Origin of the sequence: uncultured Alteromonas sp. (assembly GCF_963976965.1) — a bacterium.
Taxonomy (GTDB): Bacteria; Pseudomonadota; Gammaproteobacteria; order Enterobacterales; family Alteromonadaceae; genus Alteromonas; species Alteromonas naphthalenivorans.
In genome coordinates this window covers 36158-53962 of sequence record NZ_CAXBMP010000029.1, presented here as the reverse complement: position 1 = coordinate 53962, position 17805 = coordinate 36158, and the positions used below count along the sequence as shown (strand labels likewise).

Genomic DNA, 17805 nt, shown 5'->3' with positions numbered 1-17805 from the left:
CACCCTGTCTAATACTATGAAAAACTGAGGCGACAACTATCCTGACACAGGGGGGTAATGCCGATGGAAGCAATGGACAAAACGAATCGTATACAATACCAGGAAGAGGTGTTGTAAAAAGAAGCCAGCTAGTAAACGAAGTCAAAAAGAACAAACACCCAAATTTTCATGTAATCGACGTAAACGGTGAGGAGTATGTTAGGGCTAACCCAAACAAAAAGAAGATTGATAACGTAGATAAATGATGATTAGCGTCAAATTTATTTTGAGTTTTAAAAACAAAAAGCCCCGACCATTTCTGATCAGGGCTTCTGTATGAATGGTGCCTCGACCCGGGATCGAACCAGGGACACGCGGATTTTCAATCCGCTGCTCTACCAACTGAGCTATCGAGGCAAAATCTTTTAGCGTTTGGGCGTTTGCTGCCTGTCTCGCTGTGGGTGCGTATTAAACGGATTTCCGGCTAACAAGTCAACCGTTTTTGTCGGTTTTTTTTCGGTTTTGTTACCGTTTGCACATTGTTTATGCAAAATACGCTTTTTTGGTTACTTTTCAGGCGGAACATAGCCTTCAATCGTAGGCTCTACGCCATCGAACAAGTAAGCCGACATACTTTGCTCTAAAAACTGTCTGGCGGTCGGTTCCATCATATTTAACTTATTTTCGTTAATTAGCATGGTTTGTTTCTTTTGCCAGTCGGCCCATGCTTCTTTCGAAATGTTGTCGTAAATACGTTTTCCTAGCTCACCGGGGTAAAGCTGAAAATCTAAACCGTCGGCTTCTTTTTGTAAACGCTGGCAAAATACCACTCTACTCATTGTATGTCCTTAACCTATTCGATGCGCTAAAGCACATGCACTAATTGTTGAATGATTTTCTTAGTCGGAGCAGCTAAACCTACCTCAATAGGTTCGTTAAACATAAACCACTGGGCTTTTTGTTCTGCCACCTGCTTTCTGGGTACAGAGTTTACCACGGCAAACACCGGTGTTATATCCAAATGAAAATGGCTAAAGGTATGCCTAAACGCCGTTTGGGTTTCAAATGAACTGGCTTCAATACCTCGTTTGGCAAGTTCTGCTTCTGCACTTTCTATGTCTTGGGCTTCAATGAAACCATATAAACCGCCCCACAAGCCGCTAGAAGGCCGCTGCTCTAAATAAACCTGCTGTTGGAACAACGGCACTATAAGTAGCGTACTTCGCTCTGGAATCGCTTTTTTGGGCTTTTTACCGGGAAATTCTGTTTGTGCCCCTTGGGCATAGGCTAAGCAATCATGTTGTAACGGGCATTCATCACACTTTGGCTTACTGCGGGTACATACCATAGCCCCCAAATCCATCATCACCTGAGTGTAGTTGGCACTGCGTTTTTCAGGCGTATTCTTTTCTGCCACTTCCCACAACGCATTTTCTACCGCTTTTTGGCCAGGCCAGCCGCCAATAGCATAGTAGCGAGCAAGCACGCGTTTTACGTTGCCATCTAATATAGGGTGGCGCTGATTTCGTGAAATAGACAATACCGCGCCAGCAGTAGAGCGCCCTATTCCCGGTAAGGCAATAACATCGTCTATATTGTCAGGAAACGTACCGCCATGATCTTCTACTATTTGCTTCGCCGCTTTATGTAAGTTTCTAGCGCGGGCGTAGTAACCTAAACCCGTCCAATGATGCAGTACGTCATCTTGCGCTGCATTGGCAAGCTCTACCACGCTGGGGAAAGATTGCATAAACCGCTCAAAATACGGAATGACGGTGGTGACTTGCGTTTGCTGTAGCATAATCTCAGATACCCACACTTTGTACGGGGTAATATCTTGTTGCCATGGCAGATGCTTGCGGCCATGAATGTCGTACCAAGCAAGTACTCGCTCAGCAAAAGTATTTGGGGTAACCGTATTTGTCATAAAAACTGCGCAGTGAATGACCGTTAGCTACATTTAATAGCCATTAGGTTTTATTGATAAATGGCCTGCTATGTTAGCATGTGAAGGTATAAATGTATTTTAGGAGTCTTTGTGACCACCAGCGCCCCTGTTCTATTTTTACCCGGAACCTTATGCGATGAACGTGTTTGGTTGCCCGTTTGGCAACGCATGAAAATTTCCCAACGTCGCTATGTCCCCTTACAGTGGGCGGCGACTAAAGACGACATGCTAGCGCTTACTTCCGATCGCGTTATTCAAGATGAAAAAGTCCATCTGGTTGGCTTTTCCATGGGTGGCTACGTTGCCGCGCTATGGGCATCGCAGAATATGGAGCACGTGGCGTCTATTACGCTTATTGGATACGATGCTAAAGGCTTATCGAAAGAAGAAATAGCAAGGCGCAAGCAGCTGGTCACTATGCTAAACAGTGGCGACTTTAAGCCAGAAAACCCAGCTTATTTCACGCGTTTTGTGCATCCAACTCATCAGGAAAGCCCTGATGTAATGGGCGTTGTACAATCTATGGCAGAAGATTTAGGTAAAAATACTTTGCTGGCTCACACACAGGCCACATCGCCAAGGGAAGACTTTGTAAAAGCACTGGCGAAATCGAAAGTGCCCGTCAATATTATTGCAGCTGCTGACGATGAAGTTGTATCGCTTGCTTCGCTACAAACTGTGGCAGATAACATTGCCACAGCGAACATGTACAAGGTTGAAAATGCAGGTCATATGATGCTGCTGGAACAACCCGAAAAGCTTGCTACACTGCTTAGCAATTGTATAGATGTATAAAAAAACCGCATTTTATGCGCACTTTATTAAATATAGCGTTGCATAACATGCCGCTAACTGGATAATGCGCCACCAGTAAATTGGGGCAAGAAAGGTATTGCAAATGAGGCAATTCAAAAGCCAGGCCGAGGCTGAAGCCGCTGGTGTTCACGTAAGTAAAGTTAAAAGCTTTGTAAAGCGCGAAGGCCGCTTAACAAAAGCGCAAACCCGTGCCATTGAAGAATTTTGGCCAACCATGGGTATCGACTACCAAAATGCCGAACTGAATTTATCAGTGCTATTTGGCAGAACCGCGCCTGTTGTCATTGAAATTGGCTTTGGTATGGGCAAATCCTTGGTAGAGATGGCAGCAGCTGCCCCTGAGAAAAATTTTATTGGCATTGAAGTGCATCGCCCAGGCGTTGGTGCTTGTTTAGCTGAAGCTGGCGAACAGGGTTTAACCAACTTGCGTGTGATGGATCATGATGCGGTTGAAGTGCTTAAGAATATGATCCCAGATGGTGGATTATCTCGGCTTCAATTGTTCTTCCCCGATCCTTGGCATAAAAAGCGTCATCATAAGCGCCGTATTGTTCAACCCGAATTTGCTGCCCTTGTGCTAACCAAATTACAAAAAGGTGGCTGTTTCCATATGGCTACCGACTGGGAACCTTACGCAGAACACATGGCCGAAGTAATGAATTCAACTTCAGGCTATGCAAATACTGCACAAGAAGGTACCTATGTGCCTCGCCCTGAATACCGACCTATCACTAAATTTGAAACCCGTGGCCAAAAGCTAGGTCATGGTGTTTGGGATCTTATTTACGAGCGAGCGCAGTAATGATTTTAACGCCCCAAAGCCAACTATTAGAACGCAATATCAACATTTTCGAGCAAGGCGAATGGTTGTTTATCAATCCTTCAGATGCCTACTTCCTTGATGCCCTTAAGCATAAAAATGTAACGGTAATGCACCAATACTTCGACATATTTTCTGAATGTGTTCGTGTGATATCTTCATCCAGCTTTGATAGCCGAGATATTACTAAAGAGGGCTTTGAGGTAGTGCAAAAAGTGGGGGCGCACACTCATCACTTTACGCCATTTATGTGTAATGAACATACCCACACTGACGTGCTCATTTTTCTGCCTAAAGCGAAATCTCATTTCCAAATGTTATTGCGTATGGCAGCAGGTATGGTGGGTCAAAATGGCCGTATCCATGTAGTGGGCGAAAATAAGGGCGGTATAAAAAGCGCGGCTAAACTCATGCAACCTTACGGGGTTACGCATAAAGTGGACTCTGCCCGTCACTGCAGTTTAATTACCACCATTGTTGAACAGCCTCACTTAGCATTTGAACCAGAAGCTTGGCTTGAAACCGACACTTATGAGATTGGCAATACAAGCTGGCCTGTGTGCTCTTTACCTGGCGTATTTAGCCATGGCGAACTCGACAAGGGCACTAAACTACTACTAGAAAAACATACCTCGGGTATGAGCGGCAACGTATTAGACTTTGCTTGTGGTGCTGGGGTAATTGCTAGTTACTTAATGCTGACCTACCCTCACCTAAAAATGCAGCTGTCTGATATTAGCGCGCTTGCCATTTATGCCAGCGCGATGACATTAGCGGCCAATGGTCAGTCAGCCACCTTGCATGCTGCGAATGGTTTGTATGGCATCGAGGGTAAAGTTCAACATATTGTCACCAACCCACCATTTCATACTGGGCTTAAAACCGACTACACCATTACTAAGCGGTTTATTGAAGATGCTCGTAAAATGCTAAGTCAAAATGGCACTTTGCAAATGGTTGCCAATCGTTTTCTGCCCTACCCGGGGCTATTATCTGAACACTTTCCACGCGTGTTAACCACTGCACAAACCACACAATTTTCGTTATATCAGGCTGCATAGTAATAGCACTTTTGCTAGAGCCTGTGCTAACGTAAATAGATTCCCCCTATATTCGATATATGGGGCTGAAGATATGTCAGCCCTAATTCGCGCAACAGCTATAGAGCCCACTCAGAGGCCATAGGCGCGTTCATATAATACGAGGCGTTCGTGTGAAAATTGTATTCGCTATCTCTGAAGTAGAAGAACTGGTAAAAACAGGTGGCTTAGCAGATGTAGGCAAAGCACTTCCACTTGCATTAAAAGACGCAGGAGAAGACGTAGTTATTGTTATGCCTTACTACAAGGTATTGGCAGACTCGTTAGATTTACCCTCGGCATGTGAAACACAAACGCTGTTCACCGAGTACAAAGTATATAATTTCGAAGTGCGTGTTATGGACTGGCATGGCATACCCGTATATTTTGTCGATTACCCTGAATACTTTATGCGTGAAGGCTTGTATTCCAACGCATACGAAGCCTATGAAGATAATGGCGAGCGCTTTTGTTTCTTTAGTGGCGCAGTATTGGCTACCCTTCAAGCTATCAATTATTCGCCAGACGTTATCCATTGCCACGATTGGCATACGGCCATGCTGCCTTACCTGACTGCTTACGATAACACAGGCTTTTTTGATAAAACCCGTACCGTGTTCACTATTCACAATGCCGCGTTTCAAGGGGTAAACCTACTAGAAAAAGTACCGTTTCTACGCCACCACCCCGGCATACTGGCACAGGTTCATGGCGGTTATATCAATATGCTGCAATCGGGGATCGAGTTTGCGACAAAAGTAACTACGGTAAGCCCCCATTACGCGCAAGAGCTGTTAACCGACCTAGGCAGCCATGGCTTACACGAGCGTTTGGTTAGACGCAAAACCGACCTTTCTGGCATATTAAACGGGTGCGACTATACGCAGTGGAACCCCGCTACAGATTCGTTTTTGCCAGAACATTATGACGTAGACAACTTACTGCCTAAACAAACCTGTAAGCACGCCCTACAAGAAAAGTCCGGCTTGCCGATGAATGTAAGCATTCCACTTATTGGTATGGTGTGTCGTCTTACCGAGCAGAAAGGGTTTGGCTATATTCTGCCTATTCTTGATGAACTGGTTCAGCATAATGTGCAAATCGTTATAGTAGGTACTGGCGATCCTAAAATGTGTATGGATTTAGGTGAATTTGCACAAAATCACCCTTCTCAGTTCGCTTTTATTAATGGGTTTAGCTCAGAGCACGCTCACCTAGTTGAGGCCGGCGCTGACTTTTTCTTAATGCCATCGCAGTTTGAACCTTGTGGGCTGAATCAAATGTACAGTTTGGCCTACGGCACCATTCCTATCGTGCGAGCGGTAGGTGGCTTAAAAGACACTGTGGTGGACAACCGCCATAGCGAAGACGCTACCGGCTTTGTTTTTGAACAACCACGCCCTGAAGCCCTGCTTGCCTGTATTCGTCGCGCTTTACTGTTTTATTACGAGCATCCAGTGAAGTTCAGAGAAATGCAGCAAAGAGGCATGAACACCCGCTTTACGTGGGAACGTGCAGCGGGTGAATATATAAAACTTTACGAATCTATGTTCGTTTAAGTATTTACCCTTTAGTGGCTTGTATGGCGTTTCTTTCTTTTTGTTAAAGAATGCGCCACTATTATTGAGCGTTCATTGAATTAGAAAATCTGATAATCAGCATGACAGATCGGGCTATAAAACTTTCTATACGAAGTTTATTTTTGTGGGTGGTAATGACCATCGCCGCAATTTCGCTGGTAAGTACCTCCGGTTTGTCCATCTACACCCAAATAAATGCTTATCGATACGAATTGGATAACCGCGCGAATCTACTATCTAAGATGACCGCCAATGCGGTTGCCAGCCCGCTAAGAAATTCTAGCCAAGCATTGGTGGAAGAGTCTTTGCAATTCTTAGATGCTGCTGACAAAGTGTTAAACGTTCATATCTATAAAACCTTACCGGATGACTCTAACACCTTAAGCGCCGTTGAACGTTTTGCTTCATACAACAAAGGCGGCCAGTTACTTATTCCTGGAAAGCAAAAACAGCTAGTCAATCTAGATCAAACTCCCTTACTTACTGAAGATAATGATTATCTAGAAAGTAGTCGGGAAATTTTTGACCAAGAGACCAATGAAGTTTTGGGATGGGTTTATCTTCGCATGTCTGCAGACGGGTTTAGCCAGCACGTTATTAAAACGGTTCTGGTTAACCTTGGGATTATGCTTTTCTTACTCGTATTCAGCTTTTTGCTAGCATTGCGTTTTCAGCGCCGTGCCACCGCGCCTATTGAAAAGCTTTCTTTTTTCTTACAACGCACTTCTAGGCAGCGGGACTATTCAGCACGCGCAGAACCGTCGAATATTAAAGAAATAGACGTGCTGTCTGATGATGTGAATATTATGCTATCTCGCATACAAGAATACATGCACAAACAGCGTCAGGCTGAAGAGCAGCACAGAAAGCTGAATGCCAGCTTAGAAGAAATGGTAAGCCAACGCACTAATGCATTGAAAGACGCGAACCAAGAATTAATTCAAACGCTTGAAAAGCTACATGAATTTCAACGTCAAATTGTACAAAATGAAAAAATGGCGTCGTTGGGTGACATGGTTGCCGGGGTTGCCCACGAAGTTAACACCCCCATCGGTTTAGGGGTTACAGCCTCTACGATGATGCTCGACCGACTTGCGGTTATTGAAAGGGATTTTGAGAACAAAACCTTAAAAGCCAGTGCCATGAAACGCTTCATGGATGAAAGTCATGAAAATTTAAACATCATTTATCGCAATTTGAACCGCGCAGCCGAGCTAATTTCCAGTTTTAAACAGGTTGCAGTGGATCAATCGAGCGAAAGTAGCCGAACTTTTTGCTTTGCACAGCTAGTTAATGAGATACTACTGTCGTTACAGCCTCGCTTAAAAAAATTACAACACAACATCAACGTAGATTGCGACCCTACCTTATGCGTTGAAACGAAGGCTGGTCCTATTAATCAAATCATTATTAACCTTATTATGAATTCGGTTATTCATGGGTTTGAGAACATAGAAAAAGGCCAGATTGATATCTGTGCTGAATTAATTACAACAAACAAGCTAAAGTTAGTGTATCGGGATAACGGCATCGGGATCCCATCAGATATTCGTAAACGTATTTTCGACCCTTTCGTAACCACAAAACGTGGACAAGGGGGGTCTGGATTAGGCATGCACTTAGTGTACAATTTAGTCACTCAAGCGCTCAATGGCTCTATCTCAATTACCAGTGAAGTTGGTAGTGGTGTAGAATTTGTTATTGTTTTTCCTGTTTCCAGTGCGAAAACGTCATAATACCTGTATAACTATTGAACTTTGCTTGAAATTTGTTGGCTAACCCCAATACCTTGAATTTAGTAATATTCGATAGTAACTTGCATATAAGTAAACGAATATTAAAATTTAATCAGTAATTGCTTAAACCGATTTTATAAAGAGTGTAAAACACCATGCAGACGCCAAATGTGTTAATTGTTGAAGATGAAGTGGTCACACGTACCACGCTAAAGAGTTTATTCGAAGCAGAAGGGTACAATGTATTTGAAGCTGAAAATGGTGATCAAATGCATGACTTCTTTGAAAATCACGCAATTAATTTGGTTATTATGGATATTAACCTGCCAGGTAAAAATGGCCTAATTTTGGCGCGTGAAGTACGTGATCGTAAAAATGTAGGTCTTATTTTCCTTACTGGCCGTGATAACGACGTTGATCGTATCTTAGGTCTGGAAATTGGCGCAGATGACTATCTAACCAAGCCTTTCAATCCTCGTGAACTGACTATTCGTGCGCGTAACTTATTATCTCGCACCACAAACTCTGCAGAAGACGATGATTTACCAAGCCGTGTAAACTTCAATGGCTGGATTTTGGATGGCGACAGCCGTTCACTTATTTCACCAACAGGTAAAGAGTTCCGTTTACCACGCAGTGAATTCCGTGCACTACATTTATTCCTTAGCAACCCAGGTAAAATTCTTACCCGTGAACAGCTAATTATGGAAATGACAGGTCGTGAACTTCGCCCTAACGACCGTACAGTAGATGTAACTATCCGCCGTATTCGTAAGCACTTCGAATCAGATCCTTCTGATGAAGAATTGATTGTAACCATTCACGGTGAAGGTTACCGCTTCTGTGGCTCTGTCGACGGCTAATTAGCCCAAGTAGAGACACCAACGGTAATTACCGTTGTAAGTAATAGCCTGATTAAATACCAAAAAGCCGCTCAATAGAGCGGCTTTTTTACGTCCAAGATCGATAATGTAAGTTTTGAACGCACTTAAGCTTAGCTAGCGTGCGATGCTCTTATGAGCATGCAGTAAAAGATAAAAAATACCGATAGGCTTTTTTCTCTAACAAAAAGGCTTTGTGCGTACTTGGGCTCCACGAGTCATCGCCGCCTACCCCCATGTGAGCATGGTCGATGTACACGTAAGTACTGTCGGCAGTAGTTAAGTCGCAGGTGTGCTTAGCTTCATCAAGCTGCTTTTGCCCGTACGGGCTTACAGCAAAGTGAAAATCACCCGCTACTTTTACAGCGTTAATACTAAGCTCTCGACAATCACTACGAAGCCCATTGTCGGTAGGAAAGATGTAAGGTGTATGCATACTTGCAATACTTTCACTGTAACTACCAAACCTTGCTGCTGCTAGTCGGTCGGGATAATTTTCAAATGGCCCTAACCCCTTCCACTGAATATTAGCTTCAGACTGACTTGAATGAGGTACTGCCCACTGTAAACCGATACGCGGCATAGGTGGCAACGTATCGGCTAACTTAACCTGAACATCTAATGCTAATGTACCTGTTGCATCTACGCGGTAACACCAACTTGTAGCAGCGACTAGCGCATTGTTGTGATGGTAGTTAAACAGTGCCGTAACACGCACATCTTGTGTGCTTTCAATCACATCTACACCTGCACAGCTGCGTTGCCACTGGCCTATTCCTGCGCGGCGCCAGCGCGACTCCCATGCATTTGGATCGGGGTTATCCACTTCACTTACGCCAATATCATTATCTAACGGTGCCCTGAAGAAGTTATCTTCAAGTGGTGCACTAAGCTGCTCTTCGCCATTGGCTAACCAAGAAGTAAGTAACCCAGTGTTAGCATTAATAGCAAAACTAGTATTCGCGACTTGGATATTCACGTTAGATTCGCTGCGCTCTACCGTGACTCTATCTTGAGCTTTGTTCTCGCCTTTATTTTCAGCATTGGTAGCGCTTGCTGATGTCAATACAGATAAACCTGCGGTATTGGCAATCTCGAACTGCTCTGTATCTAATACATGCCCAGCATTCGCCCAGTCACAATCATTTTTAAGCACCACATCAATATTAAGGTGGTACGTCGCATCAGGCACAAACTCTATTTTAGGGGTTATCACAAGTGTTTGTGACGACTGGGGGCTAATACTTAACGTTTCAGTGCCGTTGGCAACGCACTCGCCGTTTTTAAGCCATTGCCATTGCAGAGCTTCGTTATCGGTTGAGCGGAATACATAGTCGCTTGCGATGGTTAACTGATAACTGCCAGCTTGTTCGTTCTGTAAAGATTTAAGCGTGAATGCTAAATGCTGTTGGCAGTATTTCGCTTCAAATAAAGCAGGGTGCGGCGTGCGATCAGGAAACAGCAAACCATTAATACAGAACTGACGGTCGTTATCGGTATCATCAAAGTCGCCTCCGTAGGCCCAATAGGCCTCACCGCTGTCTGTATGCTTCACTAAGCCTTGATCGACCCAATCCCAAATGAAGCCACCTTGCAAACGTGGATAGTCTTTAAATGCCTGCCAGTAGTCCGCAAAGCTTCCTAAACTGTTCCCCATGGCATGAGCGTACTCACACAAAATAACAGGGCGGGTTTCACCAGGTAGTGATAACCATTTTTTAATCGCCCATTTAGGTACGGCATCATCAAGTACATCGGTATCTACCCGGGCATACATAGGCGCGATAATATCGGTTGCGGTAGTATTCGCACCACCGCCTTCGTATTGCACAGGTCGTGAAGGGTCAAAGGCTTTAGACCAACCGTACATAGCATCTTGGTTTGGTCCATGACCACATTCATTACCTAATGACCAAATAATAATAGACGCGTGGTTTTTGTCCCGCTCTACCATTTGCGTATAACGGGCTAAATAAGCTCCTGCCCACACCGCATCTCTCGATAAACGCCCCATCGGGAACATACCGTGGGTTTCAATATTGGCTTCATCTACTAAGTACAATCCATATTCATCACACAGTTCGTACCAACGCGGATGATTGGGATAGTGGGCGGTGCGTACCGCATTGAAGTTGTTTTGCTTTAAAAGCTTAATATCTTCAATCATGTCGGCTTCATTTACCGCATGACCTTTGCTTTCATGATGCTCGTGTCTATTTACACCACGAATAAGAATAGGCTTTCCGTTCACGCACAACTGGCCATCAAGCATATCTACCTGACGAAAACCTATGTTGTAGCCTTCGGCAACAACCACCTCACCTGCGTCGTTAAACAAAGTGACAACTAGGCGATACAAATAAGGAGTCTCGGCCGTCCATTTCTTTGGTTCTGTAACCGCTAGCGATTGAAAAATCACATCATCCCACCCGCCTTTCTCATCTATACGGCGGTTGTTGGTGCCTGACACTGCTTGTTCGGTAACGGCGGTTTCACCATCAAACAACTGAATGCCCACGGTATAGCTTACTGGTGCATTAATCGCGGTACGCACTTCTAAGCTGCCGTCCCGATAACACGCATCTAGTTTTGGTGTGGCAAATACATCTTGAATATGATGCTGAGGTTTCGTTACCAATACCACATCGCGGAATATACCGCTTAACCACCACATGTCTTGATCTTCTAAATAGCTTCCATCAGACCAGCGAATAACCATTACCGCTAAGCGATTTTCACCCACCTTTAAAAAAGGCGTTAAATTAAATTCGGCCGGTAAACGGCTATCTTGCGAATACCCCACATATTCGCCATTGCACCATAGATGAAAGGCACTATTAACCCCTTCAAACACAATATGATTACGCAGCTGTACTGTTTCTTCGCTTACCGTAAACGTTTTGCGGTAGCAGCCTGTGGGGTTATCGCTAGGTACTTCTGGCGGGTTTACCGGAAAAGGATATTTAACATTGCAGTAAATAGGCTTATCAAACCCCTGCATTTGCCAGTTTGAAGGCACGACAATAGGCTGCCAGTTTGCAGATTCAGGCAGTGCGTCAGACAATACCTCGCTCAATAAGTCTTCTGTAACGGCCTCAGGTTGGGGATATAATCTAAAATCCCACTCGCCATTCAAACTTTGTTTTTGCGCATTAGCGTTATGTTTAGCATCTTCTTGAGTTAAAAAACCGTTTAATGGACTATGTCCATTCACGCGATTTCTTTGAAATACGACAGGGTTTTGCCAATCTTTTTGCGCAACAACTTGAGCAACATTTGCCATTACTGGCTCCTTTTACGATAAGGTTTTTTAATAACAGGTGAAATATAGCGGAAACACGCGCAATCCTTTATGCTTGTTTCTCTCTTTAATTTATCCAAAACTCTCATTTTACAATTATGCAACCTACTAGCTTAGCTTCTTCTGGCTCCCAAGATATGTATGCGCAGAGAACCTTTCGCGATATCGTGAATATTGGGCCACACTGCCTTGAACGCTTTATAGACAGTACAAATGCGCCAGAAATTAAAGCGCTAGACATTGAGTTGGCGGGTTGCTCGAATTTATCGGGTACTTATCAAGTAGGCAGAGTTACCCCTCCTAACCACACTATTTTTTATTCATTAAAAGGCAGCGGTAAAATACTCACCCCGTCTGGCGAGTACGCTCTACCAGCTTCAAGTGTGATTATTTTGCCAGCGCACCAAAGTTTTGAAGTACAAATTGATCAATTTGATGAAACCAGCGCAACGCCGGATGCAACTGAAGTAACGAAAAACGAAGCCAGTGAAGTACAAGATAGAGTTAACGCTGAGAAAGCGCCGCAAGCTCAAATAGAGCAAAGTTCAGAGCCAGCGCCGCGTGCGGAGCAAGAGCAGTGGGACATTATTTGGCTTAATTTATCTGACTGCCCTCGATGGCAGCATTTTTTTGATGTAGAACACCCTGTTCAACACAACATTGAATTGTCAGGGCTGCATCACGCGATGGAATTACTGTATTTAGAAACCAACAGCCAGCATCGACAGGCGGTTATTCCCATTATTCAGCAATATTTGCAGCATATTGCCACCCCGGTGAAAAGCACGCATCAAGTACGATTATCGGCCCTATTTGCTGCGGTAGAAAAGCAATTGCAGTTCAATTGGGATATAGACGCCTTGGTAGACAAAGTACACTACTCGGCCCCTCACCTACATAGGCTATGCCTTGCACAGTTTGGTCGAAGCCCCATGCAGCATGTTATTTATCTGCGCATGGTAAGGGCTAAAAATTTACTGATAAGCACGCAATGGCCCATTGCTTATATTGCCAACTATGTGGGCTACAGCAATGTGTTTACGTTTTCGAAGCGGTTTAAAAAGTCACAAGGGATGCCGCCCAGCGAATTTCGCCAGCGGCAGTCTTTACATTAAGCAAGTTCGTTCAAACGCGCTAGATAAACCGAGAGGGTTTGAACGACTTAAATCGAAACAGAGAAACTAGCTTCCTGCTATTTTCATCTGATTAATAAGAATAGAACCGGTATGCACACTACCGCGCAAATCTTTGTCTTTACCTATTGCTACAATGCCTGCGAACATATCTTGTAAGCAGCCTGCAATGGTGACTTCATGGACTGGGTATTGAATAACACCATTTTCTACCCAGAACCCAGCTGCACCGCGAGAATAGTCGCCGGTCACTGTGTTCACGCCCTGCCCCATAAGCTCGGTAACGTATAAGCCAGTGCCCATTTCTTTTAGCAAGTCGCTGTCGCTATGACCTGTGTCGCCCACTAACCAGTTGTGTATGCCACCTGCGTGACCATTGGTTTGAGTGTTTAGCTTACGAGCCGAATAGGTGGTGTAAAGATAAGTAGAAAGCTTTCCACCATCAACTATTGTCATGTCTTTACAAGCAACGCCTTCATTGTCGAAGCTAGAACTCGCTAATCCCGACTTTATAAATGGGCGTTCTTCAATGTTTAGCCATTCAGGAAAAATTTGTTTACCTAAACTATCTAACAAAAACGATGAACGACGATACAAACTACCACCGCTAATAGCCCCCACATAATGCCCGAATAAACTAGACGCTATGTCTTTGTGCAACAGAATAGGCACCTGAGCCGTATTAATCTTACGAGCCCCCAAACGCTCTACAGTGGCTTTTGCCGCTTCTTGCCCAATAGATACTGCAGATTGCAACAAAGGCGCTTGACGGTCTACTGTGTACGCGTAATCGCGCTGCATATCACCGTCTTGCGAACCAATTACCATACAGCTTAAGCTGTAACGGCTACTTGGATACCCAGCATTAATACCGTGGGTATTACCGTAAACACGCATACCAAGGTTAGCGTTATACGATGCACCGTCTGAATTTGTAATGCGAGGGTCGTAACCTAATGCCGCAGATTCCGCTTCAATCGTGGTGGCAATGGCTTTCTCGGTATCAAGCTCTTGCGGGTGATATAAATCTAAATCGGGGAATTCTGTGGCCATAAGTTCAGCATCGGCAAGACCAGTACAAGGATCTTCACTGGTGTACTTCGCAATATCTACGGCTTTTTCCACGGCCCGGGTAAGGGCTTCTTTGCTTAAGTCAGCCGTTGATGCGCTGCCTTTTCGCTTACCTACGTAAACACTAATGCCCAAGCCGCCATCGTTAGTAAACTCTACGTTTTCAACTTCTTGCATACGTGAAGATACCGCAATACCTTCCACTTTTGACATGCTTGCTTCTGCTTGGGTTGCCCCATTTTTTAGGGCTAATTTCAGTACATCATCGACGACATTCTGAATTTCTGATAACTGTTGCTCAATTTGCATAGTAAGTTTCGCTGTCTAAATCCGACTGTGATAGTTACAATTTAGCTAAAGTGTAACACTTATGAGTTTGAAATGAGCGATCAGAAATCTAAATCACGACAACAATCTAAGTTAGAAAGCGCCGAGCCAGAAGAAGAGCTCATTAGTAAAAGCGAACTAAAGCGCCAATCTAAAGACTTACAAAAGCTAGGGCAAACCGTAGTAAACCTTACCCCTGCCCACTACGCCACCATTCCGCTTGATGAAGAATTGAAAGATGCGCTAGATATTGCACGTGTCATCAATAAGAAAAAAGACGGTTACAGAAGGCAACTTCAGTTCATTGGTAAGCTACTTAGACAAAGGGATAATTCCCCTATTGAAGTCGCCTTGGCTAAAATAACCCATCAACATCAAGCAAATAACGCTGCGTTCCATGAATTAGAACGTGCTCGCGAAGATGTGATCACTCGTGGTGACGATGCCATTCAGGGGCTTATTGAACAATACCCTGAGCTAGATAGACAAAAATTAAGGCAGTTCCATCGCCAAGTGAAAAAAGAGCAAGAAAAGAATGCTCCTCCTAAAGCTTACAGGGAGTTATTCCAATATTTAAAAGACGTTACTCAAAAAGAGTAGCAACATAAGGAGAGGTATATGGGGCGGCTTTTAGCGGCATGTGCTTTCGTTTGGGTATTGTCGGGATGTAACGGTACCTCGGGGGCAAACGGCGACGACCCCTTTGGCAGTGCGGATGGCGACGATAGTACCACCTCCCCAGTTGTAGCACTCTCACTTGAGATAGGCGACGCAGACTGTAATACGGTTAATCAGGCTAGTTTCAATATTGGTGATACTGCCTGCATTACTGCGACCATTACCGAAGATGGTACGGTGTTAGCCGGGGAAATAGTCAGTTTCACAAGCGGTATAGGCACACTCTCTGTTAGCGATAAGCTCACTGACAGTAACGGTGAAGCCAGTGTGTATTTAGACTCAGATAGCGCTATCGCTGGTGCTAGCACGATAACCGCTACATACGACAGCACCTCGTCAGAAGCAAATATTGAGTTTTTAATTGCCGACACCGATACCGTATTTTTACCCACCCTTTTGCTCACCTTAAGTGACAGTGCAGGCAATCAAGTCAGTAGAATTACCGCTGATGAAACGGGCACCCTTAGCGCGTCGCTGATAAATATCGATGACACCCCAATTACAGATGCCATTGTTAGCTTCCAGGTATCTCGCGGCTCGGTAAGCATAGATGATGCGCTAACTACTAGTGACGGCCTTGCCAATAGTCAGTTACTCCCTACCGACGATGACCTAGGTGCTGGCACCGCCACTGTGTCATACGTTTATAATGAGCAAACCCTAACCGCTACACTCAATTATGAAATTCAGTCTTCTGCGGTAACCGATGAGGTTATTCAAATTGGTACGTTTGATAACGGCGAATTTGTCGCTGGTTTATTAGGGGTAGACGGTTACACCACGGACGAAGACGTTGTCATTGCCGCTGGCGCAACCCTGGGTATTAACGTAGCACTGGTTAATTCTGAAGGCGAAACTTATGCCACCAGCATTCCCGTTACCTTTAGCTCTGTTTGTGTGGCGAACGATAGTGCCGATATTGATGAAACCGTATTTACCGCAAGCGGACAAGCCCGCTCTACATTTCAAGACAACAGCTGCGCGGGAAATACCGGCTTCGACGACGAAATAAGTGCAACGGTTACTATCAATAGCAGTACGTTAAGTGTGTCCCGCTCTATAGAAATTCTGCCTGAAACCGCAGGTAGCATCGCCTTTATCGATGCGTCTCCGTCATCGATTGTAATCAGTGGTACGGGCGGTCAAGATGCAAGCTCAGTATCAAGAGTAACTTTTCAAGTTAATAGTGCGCTGGGTAACCCGCTTGCTCAACAAGAAGTGGCGTTTAGCTTAAACAGTAATATTGGTGGCCTGGCGCTTTCCCCTGACACTGCACTGACTAACTCTGAAGGCCAAGTCAGCACTTTTGTGACAGCAGGTAGCGTACCTACTGCCGTTCGCGTTACTGCTGTTACTGAAATTGATGATACTAGCATTCAGTCTCAGTCTGACTTGCTTAGCGTGAACACTGGGTTGCCAGATCAAAACAGTATTAGTTTGTCGCCATCGAGTTTGAACCCTGAAGCGCACACCATTAATGGCAACGAACTGACCATTACCGCTAGCGCGGCTGATGCTTTTAACAATCCAGTGCCAGACGGCACCACGCTAAACTTCACCACCGAAGGCGGGTTAATTGAACCAAGCTGTACCACCCAAAGCGGCAGTTGCAGTGTGACTTGGACAAGTGCCGAGCCAAGAGTCGCCGATCACCGAATTACGGTAATGGTGACAGCGGTAGGCCATGAAACCTTAATAGATGCTAATGGCAATAACCTATACGACGATGCTGATGGCGGCGCCATTACCGGCAGCACGGGTAACGGACTTTCCATTTTGCTTCCTGATACCACCGGCTTTATCGATTACCCTGAAGCATGGAGAGACGATAACGAAAACGGTAGCTATGACGCCACAGAGCCCTTTTTCGATTACGACAGTTCAGGTGACTTTACCCTGGCCAATGGACTATTTGATGGCCCGCAATGCGATGCCACAAGCTGCGGAAATAGCGCGCTGCATGTGAGGCGTGCCATGGTGATTATTATGTCATCGTCATCTGCATTACTCACGTTTAACAGCAGTACCGATGAACTAGCGAACAATACTAATCCGCCTGGGTTAACGCCTGTGTTGAGTATCCCAAGAGGAAGCAATGCGTTGCTATCGTTAGCGTATTCAGATACCGCCAATCAGCCATTAGCGGAAGATACCGAAATTAGCATTACAAGCTCTGAAGGAGGTATTTCAGGTTCACTTGAAGCCACAGTCCCTTCTACCAACGCGGCAGGTAACAGACAACTATCCTTCGTACTGACTAATCTATTAGATGAGTCGGAAGCCAGCACCAGTGCGATTGTAAGTGCGCTAGTGACCTCTCCCAGTGGTGTTACTACCAGTCTTGATATGGTAGTCACTTTAGAATAGAAGGCTCTTTCGCAGCTAACATGCTGCACTGACCGTATATAGACAGTCATAAATATTGCAATAAAAAAAGGCGCCAACCGGCGCCTTTT

General features: G+C 44.8%; 14 protein-coding genes and 1 tRNA gene. 10 read left to right on the top strand and 5 right to left on the bottom strand.

What is annotated here, in order from left to right; translation table 11 throughout:
* The first annotated feature begins 38 nt into the window (after window positions 1–38).
* On the top strand, window positions 39–245 hold the full coding sequence (locus AAC006_RS17565) for a DUF3892 domain-containing protein (protein WP_339892043.1): 207 nt from the start codon (window positions 39–41) through the stop codon (window positions 243–245).
* A 75-nt stretch (window positions 246–320) separates the two neighbouring features.
* Here AAC006_RS17565 and AAC006_RS17560 read toward each other — a convergent pair.
* The 3 genes from AAC006_RS17560 to mutY form a co-directional block, all read right to left on the bottom strand.
* Window positions 321–396 (bottom strand) — tRNA-Phe (locus tag AAC006_RS17560).
* A 149-nt stretch (window positions 397–545) separates the two neighbouring features.
* Complete coding sequence (locus AAC006_RS17555) at window positions 546–818, bottom strand: oxidative damage protection protein (RefSeq protein WP_013785835.1); 273 nt, start codon at window positions 816–818, stop codon at window positions 546–548.
* A 26-nt stretch (window positions 819–844) separates the two neighbouring features.
* Window positions 845–1906, bottom strand: a complete 1062-nt coding sequence (mutY, locus tag AAC006_RS17550; RefSeq protein ID WP_013785836.1) for an A/G-specific adenine glycosylase — start codon at window positions 1904–1906, stop codon at window positions 845–847.
* 111 nt (window positions 1907–2017) lie between these two features.
* Between mutY and AAC006_RS17545 the strand changes: the two genes are divergently transcribed.
* From AAC006_RS17545 to arcA, 6 genes are all read left to right on the top strand, one after another.
* A complete protein-coding gene (locus AAC006_RS17545) occupies window positions 2018–2722 on the top strand; it encodes an alpha/beta hydrolase (RefSeq protein WP_013785837.1) in 705 nt (234 codons plus the stop codon).
* Window positions 2723–2825: 103 nt separating this feature from the next.
* The gene (gene trmB, locus AAC006_RS17540; protein WP_126872546.1) at window positions 2826–3545 is read left to right on the top strand and encodes a tRNA (guanosine(46)-N7)-methyltransferase TrmB; all 720 of its coding nucleotides are present in this window, start codon (window positions 2826–2828) and stop codon (window positions 3543–3545) included.
* A complete protein-coding gene (locus tag AAC006_RS17535; protein ID WP_129735843.1) occupies window positions 3545–4624 on the top strand; it encodes a methyltransferase in 1080 nt (359 codons plus the stop codon). The genes trmB and AAC006_RS17535 overlap by 1 nt, the downstream gene beginning before the upstream one ends.
* Window positions 4625–4776: 152 nt before the next feature.
* Window positions 4777–6201, top strand: coding sequence for a glycogen synthase GlgA (gene glgA, locus AAC006_RS17530; RefSeq protein ID WP_288389620.1), 1425 nt, complete (start codon window positions 4777–4779; stop codon window positions 6199–6201).
* Window positions 6202–6302: 101 nt separating this feature from the next.
* Window positions 6303–7958 (top strand): ATP-binding protein, encoded by a 1656-nt coding sequence (locus AAC006_RS17525; protein ID WP_126872549.1) that lies wholly within the window; start codon window positions 6303–6305, stop codon window positions 7956–7958.
* Window positions 7959–8113: 155 nt separating this feature from the next.
* On the top strand, window positions 8114–8821 hold the full coding sequence (gene arcA, locus AAC006_RS17520) for a two-component system response regulator ArcA (protein WP_013785842.1): 708 nt from the start codon (window positions 8114–8116) through the stop codon (window positions 8819–8821).
* Between the two features lie 151 nt (window positions 8822–8972).
* Here arcA and AAC006_RS17515 read toward each other — a convergent pair whose 3' ends face one another.
* Window positions 8973–12122, bottom strand: a complete 3150-nt coding sequence (locus AAC006_RS17515) for a beta-galactosidase (RefSeq protein WP_339892039.1) — start codon at window positions 12120–12122, stop codon at window positions 8973–8975.
* Window positions 12123–12277: 155 nt separating this feature from the next.
* On the opposite strand from AAC006_RS17515, the gene AAC006_RS17510 reads away from it, so the two are divergent.
* Window positions 12278–13255: an AraC family transcriptional regulator gene (locus tag AAC006_RS17510; protein WP_288389618.1), complete on the top strand. Its 978-nt coding sequence runs from the start codon at window positions 12278–12280 to the stop codon at window positions 13253–13255.
* A 66-nt stretch (window positions 13256–13321) separates the two neighbouring features.
* Here the strand turns inward: AAC006_RS17510 and pmbA are convergent, their stop codons facing one another.
* Window positions 13322–14653, bottom strand: coding sequence for a metalloprotease PmbA (gene pmbA, locus AAC006_RS17505; protein WP_129735835.1), 1332 nt, complete (start codon window positions 14651–14653; stop codon window positions 13322–13324).
* Window positions 14654–14725: 72 nt separating this feature from the next.
* Between pmbA and yjgA the strand changes: the two genes are divergently transcribed.
* Together yjgA and AAC006_RS17495 are read left to right on the top strand one after the other, a co-directional pair.
* Window positions 14726–15271: a ribosome biogenesis factor YjgA gene (yjgA, locus tag AAC006_RS17500; RefSeq protein WP_057794562.1), complete on the top strand. Its 546-nt coding sequence runs from the start codon at window positions 14726–14728 to the stop codon at window positions 15269–15271.
* Window positions 15272–15289: 18 nt separating this feature from the next.
* Complete coding sequence (locus tag AAC006_RS17495) at window positions 15290–17716, top strand: Ig-like domain-containing protein (RefSeq protein ID WP_339892035.1); 2427 nt, start codon at window positions 15290–15292, stop codon at window positions 17714–17716.
* The last annotated feature ends 89 nt before the right edge of the window (window positions 17717–17805 follow it).